Genomic DNA, 19,234 nt, shown 5'->3' with positions numbered 1-19,234 from the left:
GATATACCCTTTTTTTTGCTATCTTTGATAGCTTTGGAGAAGTTAATCGAATAACTTCTCTCTTCTCTGAAAGGAGGTGATCCAACCGCAGGTTCTCCTACGGTTACCTTGTTACGACTTCACCCCAGTCGCTGAATCCACTGTGGAGGGTAGCTATCTTAGCATCCCCGCTTCGAATGAGTTCAACTCCCATGGTGTGACGGGCGGTGAGTACAAGACCCGGGAACGTATTCACCGTAGCATTGCTGATCTACGATTACTAGCGATTCCAACTTCAAGTAGTCGAGTTGCAGACTACTATCCGAACTGGGAGATATTTTTGAGATTTGCTCCACGTCACCGTATCGCTGCTCTTTGTATACCCCATTGTAGCACGTGTGTAGCCCTGGACGTAAGGGCCATGATGACTTGACGTCGTCCTCACCTTCCTCCTGGTTACCCAGGCAGTCTGTTTAGAGTTCTCAGCCGAACTGTTAGCAACTAAACACGAGGGTTGCGCTCGTTGCGGGACTTAACCCAACATCTCACGACACGAGCTGACGACAGCCGTGCAGCACCTGTATATAAGCTTCTGCAAGCAGACACCTTCTAATCTCTTAAAAGTTCTTACTATGTCAAGTCCAGGTAAGGTTCTTCGCGTATCGTCGAATTAAACCACATGCTCCACCGCTTGTGCGGGTCCCCGTCTATTCCTTTGAGTTTTAATCTTGCGACCGTACTCCCCAGGCGGTACACTTAATGTGTTTACTGCATTACTGCAAGGTCTAGCCTCACAACAACTAGTGTACATCGTTTAGGGCGTGGACTACCAGGGTATCTAATCCTGTTTGCTCCCCACGCTTTCGCGTCTCAGCGTCAATAATGTTCCAGTAGATCGCCTTCGCAATCGGTATTCCTTCTGATCTCTACGGATTTTACCCCTACACCAGAAATTCCATCTACCTCTCCCATATTCTAGGTGAACAGTTTTCAAAGCAGTTCTATAGTTGAGCTATAGGATTTCACTTCAAACTTATTCACCCGCCTACACGCTCTTTACGCCCAGTGATTCCGAGTAACGCTTGCGCCCTCCGTATTACCGCGGCTGCTGGCACGGAGTTAGCCGGCGCTTATTCATATAGTACCGTCATTATCTTCCTATATAAAAGGAGTTTACGCACCGAAATGTGTCATCCTCCACGCGGCGTTGCTGCATCAGGGTTTCCCCCATTGTGCAATATTCCCCACTGCTGCCTCCCGTAGGAGTCTGGACCGTGTCTCAGTTCCAGTGTGACTGATCATCCTCTCAAACCAGTTAGGCGTCATTGTCTTGGTGAGCCATTACCTCACCAACTAACTGATACCGTACAGGCCGATCCTAGAGCTATAAATATTTCCCTTGCAGACTTCTGTCTTAAAGGCATATAGAGTCTTAGCAGTCGTTTCCAACTGTTATCCTCTTCTCTAGGGCACATTACCTATATATTACTCACCCGTGCGCCACTTAGCTGACAAACTAGCAAGCTAGTTCCGTTCTCGTTCGACTTGCATGTGTTAAGCACGCCGCCAGCGTTCACTCTGAGCCAGGATCAAACTCTCCATAATTGAAAAATCTGAAACTGACAATTTTTATTAATTGTTACATTAACAAAACTATCACTCAAAATGTTTTTATAATCTTTTGATTGTAAAAAACTTAAATAGACAAGAATTGTTCTTCTTGTTTTTATATCGTTTATTCTATATTCGGTTTATAAAAATTACTTCTTATTAACCTTCGTTTTTAAAGATCTTAATCTCTTTAGAACTTTTTGTCGTTCCTCTGAAATTGGACGGGAATTATAGACAAATTTCTCCCCTTTGTCAAGAAGTTTTCCTAAATATTAACTTAAATTGCTCAATTTGTAATCTTTTTGTCTTTTTTTCTGCTTTTTACTATGCTTTTATTGGGTTTCTGTTTCTCTTATCTTTATATATGATGTCTTATTTTGTATTTCTATTTTTCTCTTATTCATATTTTGATCAATTAATACTAATGTGCAATTATCTATTAGTTTATTTGTATCTTCATTATTGGAAAGATTCGTATATATATTTCCATTATAATCAAAAGATAATTGACCTAAAGAACTAGTATTATTACAAGATATTTCTATATTTTTTATATTATAGTTTTTTGTTAAGAGGGTATATTTACTTAAATCATCTTTTTCAAGACAAGTATTTGAATTATAGATATATTTCTTAGATAATGGATCTCTTAAACTTTCTTCTTTATTTGGATGTCCTAATTTATTTTTATCTGAATACATCACGTAATAAATTCCTCCAATACTTTTTCTACATTTTAAAAACTTTATTCTCCATCTCTTTTTATACCATTTTGACTCATCATGATTTTTTTTTGAATCTGTTAATGCTTTATATCTAAGATATTTTAATTGTATCTCTAATCTATTAGTAACTTCGTTTAGTTTATTTGTATCTATGGTTTTTAATTTAAAAAAAGAGTATGTTATTGATAATAGAACAATAATAAGTATTAACTCTAATAAGGTAAAACTATTTTTTTTCATATATATATAATTTGACTAATTCTTTTCCATAATATGATATGGATATGTTTTGTTTGATATTTTTTGGTTTTTTTCTACTTAGAACTAAATTATCTGTTTTTTCAATACCATAATATTTTAATCTTAATTGTAATGTATAATCTTCTGTTGTAACTTTTGTAATTCCTAATTTTTTTAATTTATTTGCTATTTCTTTAGCAAAGTGATATTTATATGCAAAATGTTTCTTTTCATTAGGTAAAAAAAGATAAAGAGGTTTGTTAATTACTGTTAAGATACAATTTAGTATTAACATTAAAAGAACAATAATACTGCCTATATAATGTTTTTTTCTAAATATTGGTAGTCTTACTCTATATGAGTGATAAAACATTTTTAACATATAGGGTATAAATATAACTAAATATGGTGCAAAGTCTTCTATATAAACCCTTTGCCTAAAAGAGAATAATAAAGAGATTAGTAAAGCTGTTGAAGAGATATACCAAACTAATGTTTTTTGATTTTTAATTCCTGTCCTATATAAACTATAAATAAAATAAATAAAAACTAAAGGTGAAAATATTGTTGCATAAATAGCAAAAGTATCTAAAAAATAACCTTTTGGTTTTCCGTCTGTTTGAAAACCATAAATATACATTGAAATTGTAAATAAAGCTAATGATATATATATTAGTTTTTTATCTTTTTCTTTTAACGAAAAAAAGAATAATGCCAAAAAGAAAATTGCAAAAGAATTATCAATAAAAACCAACAATCCAAGTAACCATATAGGATGTTTTTTATTTTTTTGATATATATAAATATATAATAGTGTAAAAAACAGTACTACAATAGCACTATTAACTAACAAAGAAGCACTTAAAACACCTGGTAGTATCATAAATATCAATATTGATAAAAAATGATCTTTTTTATATTTGAAATAATTTAGAGTTAGTTTATACATTAGAATTACACTTAATGCATAAAATATAATGAAGGGTAATCTCAATGCAATATCATTTTGCCCAAAAATGTAAATAGATGTTTTTGTTATGTAAGTTAAAACTGAACTATTTTCAAATACATTTAGTGCTTCTTTATATGATATACTTAATGTATTTGAAACAAAAATTAATATAACTACTAATAAGGATAAAATAAAATAAAATAAATAGTCATATTTTTTGGAAATCATAATTTATAACTTTAAGAAATTATCCAACATTTCATAACCATATTCACTCATTATTGATTCAGGATGAAATTGTACACCATAAATTTGTTTATTTTTAATTTCTAAAGACATAATCTCATCATCATCTAAACTGATTGATGTAGGTATAATAACACTTGGTATACTATTTTTATCTACTGTTAAAGAGTGATACCTAGTTTGAGTAAACTCTGTTGGAATATCTTTGAAAATTATTGAATCATTTGTAACTTTTATTTTTGATGTTTTTCCATGCATCATATTTTTTGCTTTTATTACTTTTGCTCCAAAAACTTGTGCAATACTTTGATGTCCTAAACAAATACCAAAAATTGGTTTTTTATCAGCAAAATATTTAATTACTTCTAAACATACCCCTGCTTCATTAGGAGTTGCAGGACCAGGTGAAAGAATAATTTTTTCTGGATTTAATTTCTCTATTTCTTCAACTGTCAATTCATCATTTCTTATTACTTTTAAATCTGCTCCCAGTTCTAAACAATACTGAACTATATTATAAGTAAAAGAGTCATAGTTATCAATCATTAATATCATAAATTATTTACCTCTGTTTATATCAAAATTGATATATCTAAAATATTGAGCTTATTATATCAATATAATTGTTTTTTTTAATTAAAGTGTTTAATTTCTAATATGATAATCATTCTTACTATTAAGTAATATAAAAGTTTTTCTTCATTATAATTTCGATAACAATTATCAGTATAAAAGGAAAATTATATGTTAAAAAAATTAGCATTAAGTGCATTAGTATTATCAAGTTCACTATTAGCAAGTTCAGAAGTAAATGTTTATTCTCATAGACACTATGATACAGATAAACAATTATTTAAAATGTTTGAAGAAAAAACAGGAATTAAAGTAAATGTAGTAAAAGCAAAAGCTTCTGCATTAATTAAAAGAATGCAAAGTGAAGGTGCAAAATCACCTGCTGATGTGTTAATTACAGTAGATGCTGGTAGATTATATCAAGCAAAACAAAAAGATTTATTACAATCTATTGATTCAAATTACTTAACTACAAACATTCCAGCAAAATTAAGAGATAAAGATAATAAATGGTTTGCTTTAACTAAAAGATCAAGAGTTGCTGTATATAGAATTGGTTCTGGAATGGAAAATAAACTTTCTACTTATGAAGATTTAGCTGATCCAAAATTCAAGGGTCAAATTATGGTTAGATCATCAAATAATATCTATAATCAATCTTTAATGGCTGCAATGATTGCACATCATGGAGAAGAGAAAGCTTTAGAATGGGCAAAAGGTGTAGTTGCTAATATGGCTAAAGCTCCAAAAGGTAATGATAGATATCAAGTAAAAGCTGTTGCAAATGGTATTGGTTCAGTTGCTATAGCAAACACTTACTACATTGGTAAAATGGTTCATAATAAAGATGCTTCTCAAAGAGAGTCAGTAAAAAAAGTTAAAATTTTCTTCCCTACATTTGAAAATGGAGGAACACATATTAATGTTTCGGGTGCAGGTGTAGCTAAATATGCTCCAAATAAAGAAAATGCAATTAAGTTTATTGAATTTATGGCTTCAAAAGATGCACAAGAACTATTTGCAAAAGGAAATTATGAATATCCAGTATTAGCAGGTGTTAAACCTTCTAAACTTGTTTCATCTTGGGGTCAGTTTAAAGATGATAAAATTTCAATTAACACTTTAGGTGAAAATAATGCGGCTGCTATCAAAGTATTTGATAAAGCAGGATGGAAGTAATAATAATTGATAAGTAATTTCTCAAAATTAAAAATAAGTAGTGTTTTTTTAACACTACTTATTAGTGCGCCAGCAATCATAATATTTATATATATTTTTTCAGGTTCCAGTGAAAACTGGCAACATTTAAAAGATACACTGCTTTTTGAATATATTTTTAACACTTTATATATTATGTTTGGTGTTGCAATTCTTACTGGAATAATAGGCTTTGCTACAGCATATTTAACATCTCTTTATACCTTTACATTTTCTAACTTTTTTCATTATGGATTAATCTTACCATTTGCTATTCCTACTTATATTATGGCATTTATATATGGTGGGATGTTTGATATTACGGGAAGTGTAACAACATTCATTTTAGAGTTTTTTAATACAACAATTAATGATGTGTATTTCTTAGATATTATGTCAATTGAAGGTGCTATTATAATAATGTCATTAGTATTGTATCCTTACGTTTACTTAATTTGTAAGACATATCTTTCTTTTGAATCAGCATCAATTATAGATGCAGCTAAAACTTTTAATTTATCATCATGGCAAATTTTAAGAAAAGTAATTCTTCCAGTTTCAAGACCTGCAATAGTTGCGGGAGTAACATTAGCTGTAATGGAAGCAATTGCTGACTTTGGAGTTATGGATTATTTTGGTGTAAGTACTTTTGTTACTGGTATATTTAGAGCATGGTTTGGTATGGGTTCTGTTGAAGATGCAGCAAAACTTGCTAGTATTCTTATGACTTTTGTGTTCATTATTATCATACTTGAAAGACTACAAAGAAGAAATAAAGTATATAAAAGTTCAGGTAAAGATTTTAAACCTATTGACAAAACGAAACTTTCAGGTGGAAAAAATATAGCTGCATTTATGGTGTGTTTTGTGCCGTTCTTTTTAGGTTTTTTATTGCCATTTGTTCAATTATGTTATTGGTTTTTACTATCTTATGATGAAATAATCGATGAAGATTTTTTAAACTTACTATATCAAAGTTTAACTCTTGCGGTATCTTCTGCTTTTATTATTACATCATTAGCTTTATTATTTGTTTATAATGTAAGATTGAATACAGATAAAACATCATCAATTTTAACTCAAATAGTAAAATTAGGATACTCTATTCCAGGGGCAGTTGTTGGAGTAGGAATACTTTCATTTTTTGCATTGTTAGACAAATTTGTATTTGATTTATTTTCAGATACATTTATTATTTCAGGAACAATAGTAGCAGTAATTTTTGGTTATTGCGTAAGATTTTTAGCTATTTCTATTAACAGCTTTGAATCTGGATTTTCAAGAATTCCTACATCTTACGATGATGCTGCAAAAATTCTTAATATTGGTGAGAGAAAAACATTTATTAAAATATATGCACCCTTACTTAAGAATACAGCATTCTCAGCATTTATAGTTATATTTATAGAGGTTATAAAAGAGCTACCTCTTACTATGATTCTAAGGCCATTTAATTATGATACATTAGCAGTTAGAGCCTTAGAATTAACACAACAAGCTCAAATAGTAGAATCTTCTGTACCATCAATGTTTATTATTGTAATTGGTATAATATCAGTTATTTTACTAGCAAGAAATATGAATAAGGCATAAAACTATGGTTAGCATAAATAATTTTTCAATTTCATTTAATGAAACAAAAATACTAGAAGATATAAACTTTGAAGTAAAAAAAGGTGAAATTGTAACTTTACTTGGAAAAAGTGGTTGTGGTAAAACTACAATATTAAGAGCAATAGCAGGACTTCAAAAAGAACATGAAGGAGAAATTTGTATAGGTGATACTTGTGTTTCATCAAAAGAAATATATAAAAAAAATAGAGAAGTAGGATACATCTTTCAAGACTATGCACTATTCCCTCATTTAAACGTTGAAGAAAACATTGCTTTTGCATTAGATAAATTATCTAAAAAAGAGAAAGAAAAAAAAGTTTTAAAACTACTAAACCAATTTGATATTGTAGATCATAGAAAAAAACAAATTCATCAATTATCAGGAGGACAGCAACAAAGAGTAGCAATTGCTAGAGCAATGGCTAATAATCCAAAAATTTTATTATTGGATGAACCTTTTGCTAATCTTGATTCACAATTGAGATATAAAACAAAAATGTGGTTAAAGAATTTAATTAAGAAATATGAATTAAGTGCTATATTAGTTACTCATGATAAAAAAGAAGCTTTAAGTATTTCTGATAAAATTGGTATTATACATGATAAAAAAATGCTTCAATTTGATAGTGCAAAAAACATGTACAATAAGCCTAAAAATTACTATATAGCAAATTTCTTATCTGAAATAAATATTATTCCTGAGGTAATACTAAAGGATATGAAAATCAACCTTGATAATAATCAAATTGCTATTGTAAATACAAAAAATTGTAAATTAAATACAAAAAAAGATGGATTTAATATTGAAATAATTGATTCTTCATATTATGGTGAAACGTATGAAGTAATCTTTAAATTAAAAGATGACCCACAAAATAATCATTTAAATTCACAGCTTAATAATATAGAAGACATTAAAGAAAAGGATTTCTACCTTAAATTAGATAAGAGTGATATCAAAATTATAGAAAAATAATATTTCTTATAAAAGACTAGGATAATTTAATATCTTTTATGTATAATTCGTGCATGAAAGTTAAAAAAATCATTTTATTATTATTCTTATTTAAAAGTCTTTGTTTTTCTCAAAAAATAGAGACTATAACTTTACAGCTTGACTGGTTACATCAGTACCAATTTGCAGGATATTATATAGCAAAAGAAAAAGGCTATTATAAACAAAATGGTTTAGATGTAAAAATAAAAGAGTTTAATAATAATATCGATTTAATAGAAGATACATTAAAAGAGCCTGGACATTATGCCATTGGTAAATCCTCATTAATTATTGAAAAACTAAATAAAAAACCAATAACTTTATTACTAGCTATATATCAAAATTCTCCTATGGTTTTATTAACAAAAAAAAATTCGGGTATCAACAGTATTGAAGAACTCGCAAATAAAAAAATAATGTTAACTGAAGATGCAAAAGAAATGGCTAATATTATTTCTATGATTAGATCCCAAGGCATTAAAAGTAAAACAATAAATTTTATTCCACACTCTTTTAAATTAGATGATTTAATAGATGGTACAACAGATGCAATGGCATGTTATTTATCAAATGAACCATATTTATTAACAAAGAAAAAAATCAAATACAATATATTTAATCCTGCTGATTATGGGTTTGATTTTTATGGTGGTATACTTTTTACATCTGAAAATGAAATTAAAAATAATTTGACAAGAGTAAAAAACTTTTATGATGCGACTCTTAAAGGATGGAATTATGCCTTTAAAAATATAGAAGAAACTGCAAAGATAATTTATGAAAAATACAACACTCAAAATAAAACTCTCGATTCTTTAATATACGAAGGTAATATTTTAAAAAAACTAGCTAAATATGAAGAAGGATTACTTGGGAATATTGATACAGAAACAATCAATGAAATAAAAAGACTCTATTTACTTCTTGAATTATCTAAAAATACAAAGTTAAATACAGATACTTTTATTTTTGATAAAAATAAGATTTTATTTAATAATTATGAAAAGAACTTTTTAAAGAATAATTCTTTTACTTTAGAAATAAATGATTCAAATATGCCCTTTTCATTTACTCAAAATAACAAGTTTAAAGGATTAGAAGTTGATTTATGGAAAACACTTGCACAAAAACTTAATACTAGTTTTAATATAATTGAAGAACCTAAAGATAAAAATATTTTAAAGCACATACAAACAAACGACATAAAATTTAAATTTGTATATCAAAATAAACAAGATTTAAATACAAGTATTCCATTAAATAAAATAAAAGTAGGTATAGCTACAATAAATGATAAAAATTTTATATCAGATTTAATAGTTTTAAAAAATAAAAGAATTGCTGTTATAAAAGATAAACTTCTTTATGAAAAATTAAAAAAAGAATATCCTGAAATCAACTTTTTATATCTTGAAGAAATAAATGAAGGGTTTAAGCTTCTTAAATCAAATGAAATATTTGCTGTTATTGATAATATATTAATGCTATCTCATTCAATTATAAAAAACAATTATAATAACATTAAGATTGCAGGTACTTTACCTTATGATTTAGAAATAAGATTAAAAATATTAGATAAGAACGTTGAGGCAATAGGTATTTTAAATAAAATTATCAGTAAAATCACAAATGAGGAAAAAAGAAATATTCTTAATAAATATCAACTAATTGTTTATAAAGAAGTAAAAGATTATTCATGGTTTTATAAATATGTAATTCCATTACTTATAATGATTATTTTTTCTATTTATATTATCACAAAAATGAGAAAAGAAATAAAAAAAAGAAAAATTGCAGAAAATACTTTGTTGGATTATGCGAATAAAGATAGTTTAACAAAAATACTAAATAGAAGAAAAATAGAAAAAATCTTATCAAATTTAATTAAAGATGCAAGATTAAACAACTCAACATTTTCAATAATCTTTATTGATATTGATAATTTCAAATCTATAAATGATACTTTAGGACATTTAATAGGAGATAAGATTCTTGTTGATGTTTCTAAAATAATTACTAGTCATATACGTAAGGATGATTTATTTGGGAGATGGGGTGGAGAAGAATTTATAATAATACTTCCTAATACTTCATCTTTTGATGCTAAAAAAAGTGCTTTACATTTAAAAGAGCATATTGAGAAAACAAATTTTGAAATAAATAGAAAAGTAACGGCAAGTTTTGGTATTACAGAATTTATTGAAGGTGATAATAAAAAAGATATAGTTTTAAGAGCAGATAAAGCTATGTATCACGTAAAAAAGAATGGTAAAAATAATATAAAAATTCTTTAAAAGATAGGAGTTTAAACCTACCTTTTAAAGTTGATATTTTTTGATAAATTCATCATCAATATCTAAAATACCTCTTTGTCTTAAAGAAGCTATTACCTCTTTTGAACAATCAACATCATCTGGCCATCTTCTTTTGAAGTTATCAAATGAGTTTTTATTTGTTCCATCTAAACATAATGTGTTTGAATCTATATATAAATCCCTATTTGAATCTATATTATTTACAACTCTCCATACTAACATATATGGGTTTTCAACATCATTTTGATTTGCATCATCAATGATAATCAAAATTTTAATATTTTCATATAAAGGTTTTAAAGTTTCAAATACTTCTTTTTGATTTCTCTTTTTATCAACAGTTATTATAGTAACTGGATTTTTTGTATTTGTATAATACTGCTTAAGATTCTTAACCTCATCAGTTAATTCTTTCATCTTTGATAATAATTCAGAGTCTGAAAGAACTGTGATTCCTAATTCATCAATCTCTTCACCAGTACAATCAAGACCTAATTTACCACCAATGGCAAACTTTGGAGAGGAATGATCAAGTGCATCAACTACGCCTTTTGAAACCATTAAATCATCTATATCAACTCTATTTAGTATATGCTCAACTATTGCATCATGGTCTGTTAAATCAGGTGCATTTTCATTTACAAAAATAGCATGTTTTACAAATGACATTTGCCCTACTCCCCAAAATGCATGCATCATCTGAGTTGCATGTCCTGGGTATAAAGTTTTAATTTTTGCCAAAATTAGATTATGGAATACTCCATTTTCTGGCATATAATAATCTATTAAATCAGGTGCAGTTGTTTTAAGTAAAGGTAAAAATATTCTTTCAGTTGCATGTCCCATATACTTATCTTCTAATGGTGGCTTACCAACTACAGTTGCTAAGTATGTTGGTTCTTTTTTATGAGTAATTGCAGTTACTTCCATAAAAGGATAATCTTCTTCTAAAGTATAATAACCTGTATGATCTCCAAAAGGGCCTTCTATTCTTAATTTTGAAGTATCTACAAAACCTTCTATTATAAAATCATTGTCTCTTGGTACATATATATCATTTGTAATTGATTTTACAAGTTGTGCATTTTTATTTTTCACAAATCCGTATAACATTAATTCAAATATCCCAATTGGTAATGGTGCTTGCCCACACCATATATACATAGGATCTCCACCAATACCAATAGATACAGGCATTTTTTTTCCAGCTTTTTTATATTCATGGAAGAAGTGATTTGAGTCCTTATGAATTTGCCAATGTAATCCTAAAGTATTATCTTCATATACTTGAAGTCTATACATACCTAAGTTTTTCATTTCACCATCTAATGATGTAGTATACACTTGCCCCATTGTAATAAATGGACCACCATCTTGCTCCCATGTAGTAAGTACTGGCAAGTCTGACAATTTAGCCTCTGAACCTAGTTTTATAACTTGTTGACACTCACCTTTTCCTCTATTTTTCTTAGGAATTGTATTTTTAAGTGCAAATAACTTTCCAAAAGTTGATAGTTTTTCACTAAATGTAGTTGGTGGCTTCATTTTAAGTAATGACTCAATTTCACTACCTATCTTATCTCCATCACCTATAAACAGTTTTACTGCTTTTTCATTACAGAACACATTCATCAATACTGGAATGTCAAATTTTTTGTCATTCTTTTTATCTACAACATTTGTAAATAATAAAGCTTTAGAGTCTTCTTTTTTTACTTCAATATATGCTATATGAGGTATCTCCAAATAAATATCCAATTCATCATCAATAACTCTTAACAAATCATGTTTTTTTAATAGTTCAATTGCTTCTTTCATAATTTTTCCAAATAACCTTATAATTAGTATAAATCTTATATCATTTTATCAATAAAATATAGTTTATAATAGAGGTTTTATATATGATTTATAATTTTGATGAACAAATAAATAGAAAAAACACAAATTGCGAAAAACATGATGCTTTAGAAAAAGTTTTTGGATATAAAGATTTACAAGCTTTATGGGTTGCTGATATGGATTTTAAAACTCCTTCTTTTATCAATGACAAAATCATAGAAGCAGCTAAAAATTCAGTATATGGATATAGCTTTGCCAGTGATGATTTTTTTAATTCCATTATTAACTGGCAAAAAAATGAGCATAATTGGGAAGTAAAAAAAGATGAAATATTAGTAGTAAATGGAGTTGTTCCTGCTTATAGTGCTTGTATTGAAGCATTTTGTCCTAATAAAGAAGATGAAATAATAGTTCAAACTCCTGTATATCCACCTTTATTTAAATGTGTAAGTGCAAATAATAGGAAAATAATTGTAAATGAACTAAAAGAAACTAATGGTTATTATACTATGGATTTAGAAGACTTAAAAACTAAAATTACAAAAAATACAAAAGTTTTAACTTTATGTTCTCCACATAATCCAGTTGGTAGAGTTTGGAGCAAAGAGGAATTAGAAGAATTAGCAAATATTTGTCTACAAAATAATATCACAATAATTTCTGATGAAATACACTCAGATATTACTTTTAAGAAGTTTACCCCTCTAGCTTCTATTAGTGAAAAGATAGCAAATATAACTATTACTTTAAATAGTGCAGGTAAAACTTTTAATATCGCAGGTTTAAATACTTCTTATGCTATATCTAAAAACAAAGAACTTTTAAACAAATTTAAAAAAATAGCTCAAAAAAGACAAATAAACTCAGTTAATTTTTTTGGATATGTAGCTACTCAAGCTGCTTATGAAAATGGTTCATCTTATGTAAAACAATTAAAAGAATATTTAGTAGAAAATATAGATTTCACAAAAGAATATTTAGAAAAAAGAAATTCAAAAATCAAATTTACTAAACCAGAAGCAACTTATCTTTTATGGTTAGATTTTAGTGAATATAATCTTTCACATAATGAAATTAAAAACAAATTATTAACTCAGTCAAAGGTTGCATTAAATGATGGTGTATCATTTAGTAGCAATGCAAAACAGCACTTTAGATTAAACTTAGCACTTAGTAAAAAGCCTTTACAAGAGGCTTTAGAAAAGATATGTTACTGTTTTTAACACAACTGTGAGATAAAGTATTACCTTTTTTCTCACAATGCATATTATATTTTTACAAAAAGGTAAAAAACTTTATAACTATTTTAAATTACAGTACAATCTTTAAATAATATTAAGAGATAGGATTTAATATGTCAACAGAACTTGTTCTTGCATCTGTAATTTTTGTCGCTATTGGTCTCATTCTTGTAGGAGTATTTACCCTTACAAGTTTTATAGGACCAAGAAATAAAAATACGCAAATGAAAAATACTGTTTACGAAAGTGGTGTATCTAACCCCGTGGGGAATACAAACATTAGATTTTCTGTTAAATTCTATTTAATAGCTATATCATTTTTACTATTTGATGTAGAAATAATTTTTATGTTTCCATGGGCAGTAAATGTTGCTGAACTTGGTGCTACAGGCTTAATTAAAATGTTTATATTTATTGGACTTTTATTTTTAGGTTTAATCTATATGTATAAGAAAAAGGCTTTATCATGGGATTAGGAGTAGAATCAAAATTAGGTGATTCAATCGTAACTACAAAATTGGATCATGCTGTAAACTGGGGACGTTCTTATTCATTATGGCCTATGGCTTTTGGTACTGCTTGTTGTGGTATTGAATTTATGTCAGTAGCTGGTGCAAAATACGATCTTTCAAGATTTGGTGCAGAAGTTGTTAGATTTTCACCAAGACAAGCTGACTTACTTATAGTAGCAGGGACTATTTCATACAAACAAGCTCCCATTTTAAAAAAAATATATGAACAAATGTGTGAACCTAAATGGGTTATTTCTATGGGGGCATGTGCATGTTCTGGTGGTTTTTATGATAACTATACAACAGTTCAAGGAATTGATGAAATTATTCCTGTTGATGAGTATGTAGCTGGTTGTCCTCCAAGACCAGAAGCTGTACTTGACTCAATTATGAGAATTCAAGAAAAAGCAAATGATGAATCTATTTTAAAAGATAGAGTCAAAGATTATAAAGGATTCCTCGATGCTTAAATGTGATATGTTAATTGACTCAAATGATATTTTATCAACAATTTCAAAACTTAAAAATGAAGATAAATATACTATACTTTTAGATATAACAGCTATTGACTATTTAAAATATCCTGATGTGACACCATCAAGATTTGCAGTAGTTTATATTTTAAGAGACTCAACTTTTAAAAAACAAATAAGCATAAAATCTTATGTAAATGACAATACGCTCGAAGTTCCAAGTATTTCATCTTTATTCAAAGCTGCAAACTGGGCTGAAAGAGAAACTTATGATCAATATGGTATTAAGTTTACAGGTCATCCAAATCTAAAAAGAATTTTAAACCACCATCAATTTACAGGTCATCCTCTAAGAAAAGACTATCCCGTTACAAAAGGTCAAATCTGTACAGAAACAGAAGATTTAATGGATGAGATGCTACCAAAACTCCATTCTAAAGGCTATACTCAAGAAGAAATAAATGATTTAATGTTATTAAATATTGGACCTTCACACCCTGCTTCTCATGGTACGATCAGAAACTTTGTAGCAATGGAAGGTGAAACTATCACAACTTGTGTAACTGAAATTGGCTACTTACATAGAGGTTTTGAAAAATCTTGTGAAACACATACTTATTCACAAGTTATTCCTTATACTGATAGACTTAACTACTGTAGTGCTATTTTAAATAATATTGGTTTCTCAAAAGCTGTAGAAGAAATGCTAAACATTGATATAACACCTAGAGCAAAAGCTATTAGAGTTGTTATTGGAGAATTGAGTAGAATTATTGATCACTTAGTTTGTAATGCTGCTAATATGGTTGATTTAGGTGGTCTAACAAACTTCTGGTATTTATTTGCACCAAGAGATAATGCCTATGATTTACTTTCAAAACTTACAGGGGCTAGACTTACAAACTCTTACACAAGAATCGGTGGTTTAGAGTTTGATTTATATGATGGCTTTGATGAAGATTTAGAACAAGTTCTTAAAAATGTAGAAACTGCAATAGATGATGCTTTAAGTTTAATAGCAAAAAATAGAATTTTTCATGACAGAACACAAGATGTTGGTGTTATAAAACCAGAACTTGCATTAAGTGCAGGAGTTTCAGGTCCGAATTTAAGATCAACTGGAATAGTTCATGACTTAAGAAAAGATAAGCCTTATTATGGTTATGAAAACTATGACTTTGATATAGTAGTAGGAAGTCATGGAGATGTATACGATAGAATGATGTGTAGATTTGAGGAAATGACTCAAAGTATAAGAATAATTAGACAAGCAATGAAAGAATTACCTGATGGGCCATTAAATATTGATCATCAAGGAATTGTACTTCCTGATAAAAAAGATGTTTATGGAAATATCGAAGGCTTAATGAATCAGTTTAAACTTACATTTGAAGGAGTAAAAGTTCCAAAAGGTGAGTATTATGGTTCAACAGAAGCAGCTAATGGAGAATTAGGTTTCTTTATAGTTAGCGATGGAAGTGGAAGTGCTTATAAAGTAAAATGTAGACCTCCATGTTTTTACTCACTAGGTGCTTATGCAAATATAGTTGAAGGAACAATGTTGGCTGATGCAATTGTTACAATGGCTAGTATGAACTTTATTGCAGGGGAGTTTGACAGATAATGAGTAAGTTTAAATTTACACAGAAAAATGAAGAAGAATTTCAAAGATTAGAAAAAAAATACCCTAATTCAGATGCAATGATGCTTCCTGGACTTTGGTTAGTTCAAGAACAAGAAGGTTGGGTAAGTCCTGATGCAATGATTTATATGGCAGATAGGTTAAGTAAAACACCTATTGAAGTACATAGTTTTGCAACTTTTTATACTATGTTTAATTTAAAACCAATTGGTACTTACCATATAGAACTATGTAAAACTTTATCTTGTATGATTATGGGTGCACCTGAACTTAAAAAATTTATAAAAGATACTATTGGTATTGAACCAGGACAAACAAGTGAAGATGGAAAATTCCATTTTACAGAAGTAGAATGTCAAGGTGCTTGTGGTGGAGCACCTATGATTGCTTTAAATAATACATATCATGAAAATATGACAATTGATAAATTAAAAAATATTATTGAGGAGTGTAAAAATGAATGCTAATGATATGATAGTAAAAATCGTAAGTAAAAATTTTGACATTCCCAATTCTCATAAATTAGAAGTTGCTTTAAAAAATGGAAGATATGAATCTATTGATAAACTATTTTCTATGGCTCCTGATGAAGTGACTGAAGAAGTTTGTAAAAGTGGTCTTAGAGGAAAAGGTGGTGGTGGAGCACTATGTGGTCCAAAATGGAAGCTTATGCCACCTGTTGATGATAGACCAAGATATTTAATAGCAAATGGAGATGAATCTGAACCAGGAACTTTCAAAGATAGACAAATTTTTCAATATGATCCTCATCTTCTAATAGAAGGAATAATTTGTTCTTCTTATGCAATTGGAGCTCATGATTGTTATATTTATATAAGAGGTGAATATAAATTTTTCATTGATAGATTAAATGCTGCCATTGAAGAAGCCTATGCAGCAGGTATTATTGGTCCTAAAGTTATGAATAAATATGACTATAGAATGGATATTACAGTTCATAGAGGTGGTGGTGCTTATATATGTGGAGAAAAATCTGCACTAATTGAGTCAATTGAAGGAAAACGTGGTCATCCAAGACTAAAACCACATGGAAAAGAGTGTGAATGGTTCTTTGGAAACCCTGCAACTGTAAACAATGTAGAAACAATTGCATCTGTTCCAAATATTGTGTTAAATGGTTATGAATCATATACAAAATATGGGACTCAAAAAGCACCAGGAACTATGTTATTTGCCATGAGTGGACCAGTGAAAAATCCAGGAGTTTATGAATTAGCTTACGGAAATAAAATGATAGATGTAATAAATAAGATAGGAGGAGGACTTAAAGATGGATTAGAGCTAAAAGCTGTAATTCCAGGAGGAGCTTCATGTCCTATCTTAACTGCACAGGAGGTTGAGAAGGCATATTTAGATTATGAATCAATGTGGGATATTGGTTCAACTTTAGGTACAGGAGGAATGATGATTATTCCCCATGGTGTATCTATGGTTGATGTTGCTAAAAACTTAATTGAGTTTTATCATCATGAGTCTTGTGGACAATGTACACCTTGTAGAGAGGGTTGTGGATGGATAGATAAAATTATCAAAAAGATTTTAGATGGTGAAGGTTCGAACGAAGATTTATCAACAATACTTGATGTGTGTGATACGATGAATGGTAAAACCATTTGTGTTTTCGCACCAGCAGTTAAAGATATAATAAAAAGTATTGTTGAGAAATTCAGACATGAGTTTGAAGCACATTTTAAAAATTAAAACTAAAAATATTAAGTCAATTTACTAGAGGAGAAATTAATGGCAAAAAATACTATGACACTAACTGACAATAGAAATGGTGATACATACGAATATAATATTATAGATGGTACAAGAGGACCAAGTGTTGTTGATATTTCAACTTTTTATAAAGATTCAGGGATGTTTACTTATGACCCAGGATATACTTCAACTGCATCTTGTGAATCAAAAATCACATTTATTGATGGTGAAAATTCTGAATTAAGATATAGAGGTTACCCTATTCAAGATTTAGCTGGTAAAAAATCATATCTTGATGTATGTCACTTATTAATGATGGGAAGACTACCATCAGAAGCTGAGTCAAAAGATTTCGATTTAGAAATTAGACATAGATCTTTCTTAAATGAGGGTATTATTAGATTATTTGATGCCCTACCAGATGGAGCACATCCAATGGCAACTATGGGTGCAGCAACTATGGCATTATCAGCATTTTATAAAGATCATTTACATTTAGAAGATGAAGAAGAATTCAAAACTATGAGAAGAAGAATTTTAGCTAAAATGCCTACTATTGCAGCTATGGCTTATAGAAACTCTATTGGTACACCACTAATTTATCCAGATGTAAATAAATACTTTACAGAAAACTTCTTATATATGTTAAGAGCATATCCAGGTGGAAATATGAAGTATTTAGGAAATGGGATTAATGATGAAATTAAACAAGTTGAAGTTGATGCTTTAGATGCTATTTTAACTTTACATGCTGATCATGAACAAAATGCTTCTACAACTACAGTTAGAAATGTTGGTTCAACAGAAGCTCACCCTTATGTATCTATTGCATCAGGTATCTCTGCATTATGGGGTTCTGCTCATGGTGGTGCAAATGAAAAAGTAATGGATCAATTAAGATTAATTGGGGATGTTAAAAATGTACCTACTTATATCGCAAAAGCAAAAGATAGAAATGACCCATTTAGATTAATGGGATTCGGACATAGAGTTTACAAAAATAGAGATCCTAGAGCTGAAACATTAAAAGGGCTACAAGATAAATTAAGAGAAGAGTTAAATTTAGATTCAAAATTATTAGATGTAGCAGCAGCAGTTGAAGAAGCAGCATTAAGTGATGATTACTTTAAAGATAGAGGATTATATCCAAATATTGACTTCTACTCAGGTGTAATTTTAACAGCTCTTAAAATTCCAACTGCTATGTTTACTCCTATTTTTGTAATTGGTAGAATTCCAGGATGGATTTCTCAATGGTCAGAATTAAAACAAGATCCTAAACATAAAATTGCAAGACCAAGACAATTATATACAGGTAATTAATAGTTATAACTATAAAATAAAATTAGTGTA

At 28.9% G+C, this 19,234-nt stretch carries 15 protein-coding genes and 1 rRNA gene; 11 read left to right on the top strand and 5 right to left on the bottom strand.

The window, feature by feature from the left end; translation table 11 throughout:
• Positions 1–69: 69 nt before the first annotated feature.
• The 4 genes from ACH5BK_RS13860 to ACH5BK_RS13845 form a co-directional block, all read right to left on the bottom strand.
• A 16S ribosomal RNA gene (locus tag ACH5BK_RS13860) occupies positions 70–1,584 on the bottom strand.
• A 338-nt stretch (positions 1,585–1,922) separates the two neighbouring features.
• A complete protein-coding gene (locus ACH5BK_RS13855) occupies positions 1,923–2,555 on the bottom strand; it encodes a type II secretion system protein (RefSeq protein WP_404308418.1) in 633 nt (210 codons plus the stop codon).
• Positions 2,542–3,735: an ArnT family glycosyltransferase gene (locus tag ACH5BK_RS13850; RefSeq protein ID WP_404308416.1), complete on the bottom strand. Its 1,194-nt coding sequence runs from the start codon at positions 3,733–3,735 to the stop codon at positions 2,542–2,544. The genes ACH5BK_RS13855 and ACH5BK_RS13850 overlap by 14 nt, the downstream gene beginning before the upstream one ends.
• Before the next feature lie 3 nt (positions 3,736–3,738).
• Positions 3,739–4,308 (bottom strand): anthranilate synthase component II, encoded by a 570-nt coding sequence (locus ACH5BK_RS13845; protein WP_404308414.1) that lies wholly within the window; start codon positions 4,306–4,308, stop codon positions 3,739–3,741.
• 189 nt (positions 4,309–4,497) lie between these two features.
• Here ACH5BK_RS13845 and ACH5BK_RS13840 point away from each other — a divergent pair, with 189 nt between their 5' ends.
• From ACH5BK_RS13840 to ACH5BK_RS13825, 4 genes are read left to right on the top strand one after another with little or no spacing between them, the layout of a single operon-like run.
• Positions 4,498–5,505, top strand: a complete 1,008-nt coding sequence (locus tag ACH5BK_RS13840; RefSeq protein ID WP_404308412.1) for a Fe(3+) ABC transporter substrate-binding protein — start codon at positions 4,498–4,500, stop codon at positions 5,503–5,505.
• 6 nt (positions 5,506–5,511) lie between these two features.
• Positions 5,512–7,116: an ABC transporter permease gene (locus ACH5BK_RS13835; RefSeq protein WP_404308410.1), complete on the top strand. Its 1,605-nt coding sequence runs from the start codon at positions 5,512–5,514 to the stop codon at positions 7,114–7,116.
• A gap of 4 nt (positions 7,117–7,120) precedes the next feature.
• Complete coding sequence (locus ACH5BK_RS13830) at positions 7,121–8,113, top strand: ABC transporter ATP-binding protein (protein WP_404308409.1); 993 nt, start codon at positions 7,121–7,123, stop codon at positions 8,111–8,113.
• A 53-nt stretch (positions 8,114–8,166) separates the two neighbouring features.
• Positions 8,167–10,428, top strand: coding sequence for a diguanylate cyclase (locus tag ACH5BK_RS13825; RefSeq protein WP_404308407.1), 2,262 nt, complete (start codon positions 8,167–8,169; stop codon positions 10,426–10,428).
• A gap of 24 nt (positions 10,429–10,452) precedes the next feature.
• Here ACH5BK_RS13825 and ACH5BK_RS13820 read toward each other — a convergent pair whose 3' ends face one another.
• On the bottom strand, positions 10,453–12,267 hold the full coding sequence (locus ACH5BK_RS13820; RefSeq protein ID WP_404308405.1) for a menaquinone biosynthesis decarboxylase: 1,815 nt from the start codon (positions 12,265–12,267) through the stop codon (positions 10,453–10,455).
• Between the two features lie 83 nt (positions 12,268–12,350).
• On the opposite strand from ACH5BK_RS13820, the gene ACH5BK_RS13815 reads away from it, so the two are divergent.
• The 7 genes from ACH5BK_RS13815 (at position 12,351) to ACH5BK_RS13785 (ending at position 19,204) form a co-directional block, all read left to right on the top strand.
• A complete protein-coding gene (locus ACH5BK_RS13815) occupies positions 12,351–13,511 on the top strand; it encodes a MalY/PatB family protein (protein WP_404308403.1) in 1,161 nt (386 codons plus the stop codon).
• A 131-nt stretch (positions 13,512–13,642) separates the two neighbouring features.
• The gene (locus ACH5BK_RS13810; RefSeq protein ID WP_404308401.1) at positions 13,643–14,005 is read left to right on the top strand and encodes an NADH-quinone oxidoreductase subunit A; all 363 of its coding nucleotides are present in this window, start codon (positions 13,643–13,645) and stop codon (positions 14,003–14,005) included.
• Positions 13,996–14,511, top strand: a complete 516-nt coding sequence (locus ACH5BK_RS13805) for an NADH-quinone oxidoreductase subunit B (RefSeq protein WP_404308399.1) — start codon at positions 13,996–13,998, stop codon at positions 14,509–14,511. Before ACH5BK_RS13810 ends, ACH5BK_RS13805 begins: the two co-directional genes overlap by 10 nt.
• Positions 14,504–16,138 (top strand): NADH-quinone oxidoreductase subunit D, encoded by a 1,635-nt coding sequence (locus ACH5BK_RS13800; RefSeq protein ID WP_404308397.1) that lies wholly within the window; start codon positions 14,504–14,506, stop codon positions 16,136–16,138. Before ACH5BK_RS13805 ends, ACH5BK_RS13800 begins: the two co-directional genes overlap by 8 nt.
• Positions 16,138–16,623 carry an NADH-quinone oxidoreductase subunit NuoE gene (nuoE, locus tag ACH5BK_RS13795; RefSeq protein ID WP_404308395.1) on the top strand — a complete coding sequence of 162 codons (486 nt, stop codon included), beginning with the start codon at positions 16,138–16,140 and terminating at the stop codon, positions 16,621–16,623. Before ACH5BK_RS13800 ends, nuoE begins: the two co-directional genes overlap by 1 nt.
• A 4-nt stretch (positions 16,624–16,627) precedes the next feature.
• On the top strand, positions 16,628–17,878 hold the full coding sequence (gene nuoF, locus ACH5BK_RS13790; RefSeq protein ID WP_404308420.1) for an NADH-quinone oxidoreductase subunit NuoF: 1,251 nt from the start codon (positions 16,628–16,630) through the stop codon (positions 17,876–17,878).
• 39 nt (positions 17,879–17,917) lie between these two features.
• Positions 17,918–19,204: a citrate synthase gene (locus ACH5BK_RS13785; protein WP_404308393.1), complete on the top strand. Its 1,287-nt coding sequence runs from the start codon at positions 17,918–17,920 to the stop codon at positions 19,202–19,204.
• Positions 19,205–19,234: the final 30 nt, after the last annotated feature.

Source organism: Arcobacter sp. YIC-80, from assembly GCF_044841725.1.
Lineage (GTDB): Bacteria > Campylobacterota > Campylobacteria > Campylobacterales > Arcobacteraceae > Arcobacter_B.
Note: the sequence above shows the minus strand (reverse complement) of the source record. Positions and strands in the feature narration are given on the sequence as shown.

Excerpts from the sequence above, each read along its gene's own strand:
- ACH5BK_RS13855 (WP_404308418.1), bottom strand. The coding sequence starts at position 2,555 with ATGAAAAAAAATAGTTTTACCTTATTAGAGTTAATACTTATTATTGTT.
- ACH5BK_RS13850 (WP_404308416.1), bottom strand. The coding sequence starts at position 3,735 with ATGATTTCCAAAAAATATGACTATTTATTTTATTTTATTTTATCCTTA.
- ACH5BK_RS13845 (WP_404308414.1), bottom strand. The coding sequence starts at position 4,308 with ATGATATTAATGATTGATAACTATGACTCTTTTACTTATAATATAGTT.
- ACH5BK_RS13840 (WP_404308412.1), top strand. The coding sequence starts at position 4,498 with ATGTTAAAAAAATTAGCATTAAGTGCATTAGTATTATCAAGTTCACTA.
- ACH5BK_RS13830 (WP_404308409.1), top strand. The coding sequence starts at position 7,121 with ATGGTTAGCATAAATAATTTTTCAATTTCATTTAATGAAACAAAAATA.
- ACH5BK_RS13825 (WP_404308407.1), top strand. The coding sequence starts at position 8,167 with ATGAAAGTTAAAAAAATCATTTTATTATTATTCTTATTTAAAAGTCTT.
- ACH5BK_RS13820 (WP_404308405.1), bottom strand. The coding sequence starts at position 12,267 with ATGAAAGAAGCAATTGAACTATTAAAAAAACATGATTTGTTAAGAGTT.
- ACH5BK_RS13815 (WP_404308403.1), top strand. The coding sequence starts at position 12,351 with ATGATTTATAATTTTGATGAACAAATAAATAGAAAAAACACAAATTGC.
- ACH5BK_RS13810 (WP_404308401.1), top strand. The coding sequence starts at position 13,643 with ATGTCAACAGAACTTGTTCTTGCATCTGTAATTTTTGTCGCTATTGGT.
- ACH5BK_RS13805 (WP_404308399.1), top strand. The coding sequence starts at position 13,996 with ATGGGATTAGGAGTAGAATCAAAATTAGGTGATTCAATCGTAACTACA.
- ACH5BK_RS13800 (WP_404308397.1), top strand. The coding sequence starts at position 14,504 with ATGCTTAAATGTGATATGTTAATTGACTCAAATGATATTTTATCAACA.
- nuoE (WP_404308395.1), top strand. The coding sequence starts at position 16,138 with ATGAGTAAGTTTAAATTTACACAGAAAAATGAAGAAGAATTTCAAAGA.
- nuoF (WP_404308420.1), top strand. The coding sequence starts at position 16,628 with ATGATAGTAAAAATCGTAAGTAAAAATTTTGACATTCCCAATTCTCAT.
- ACH5BK_RS13785 (WP_404308393.1), top strand. The coding sequence starts at position 17,918 with ATGGCAAAAAATACTATGACACTAACTGACAATAGAAATGGTGATACA.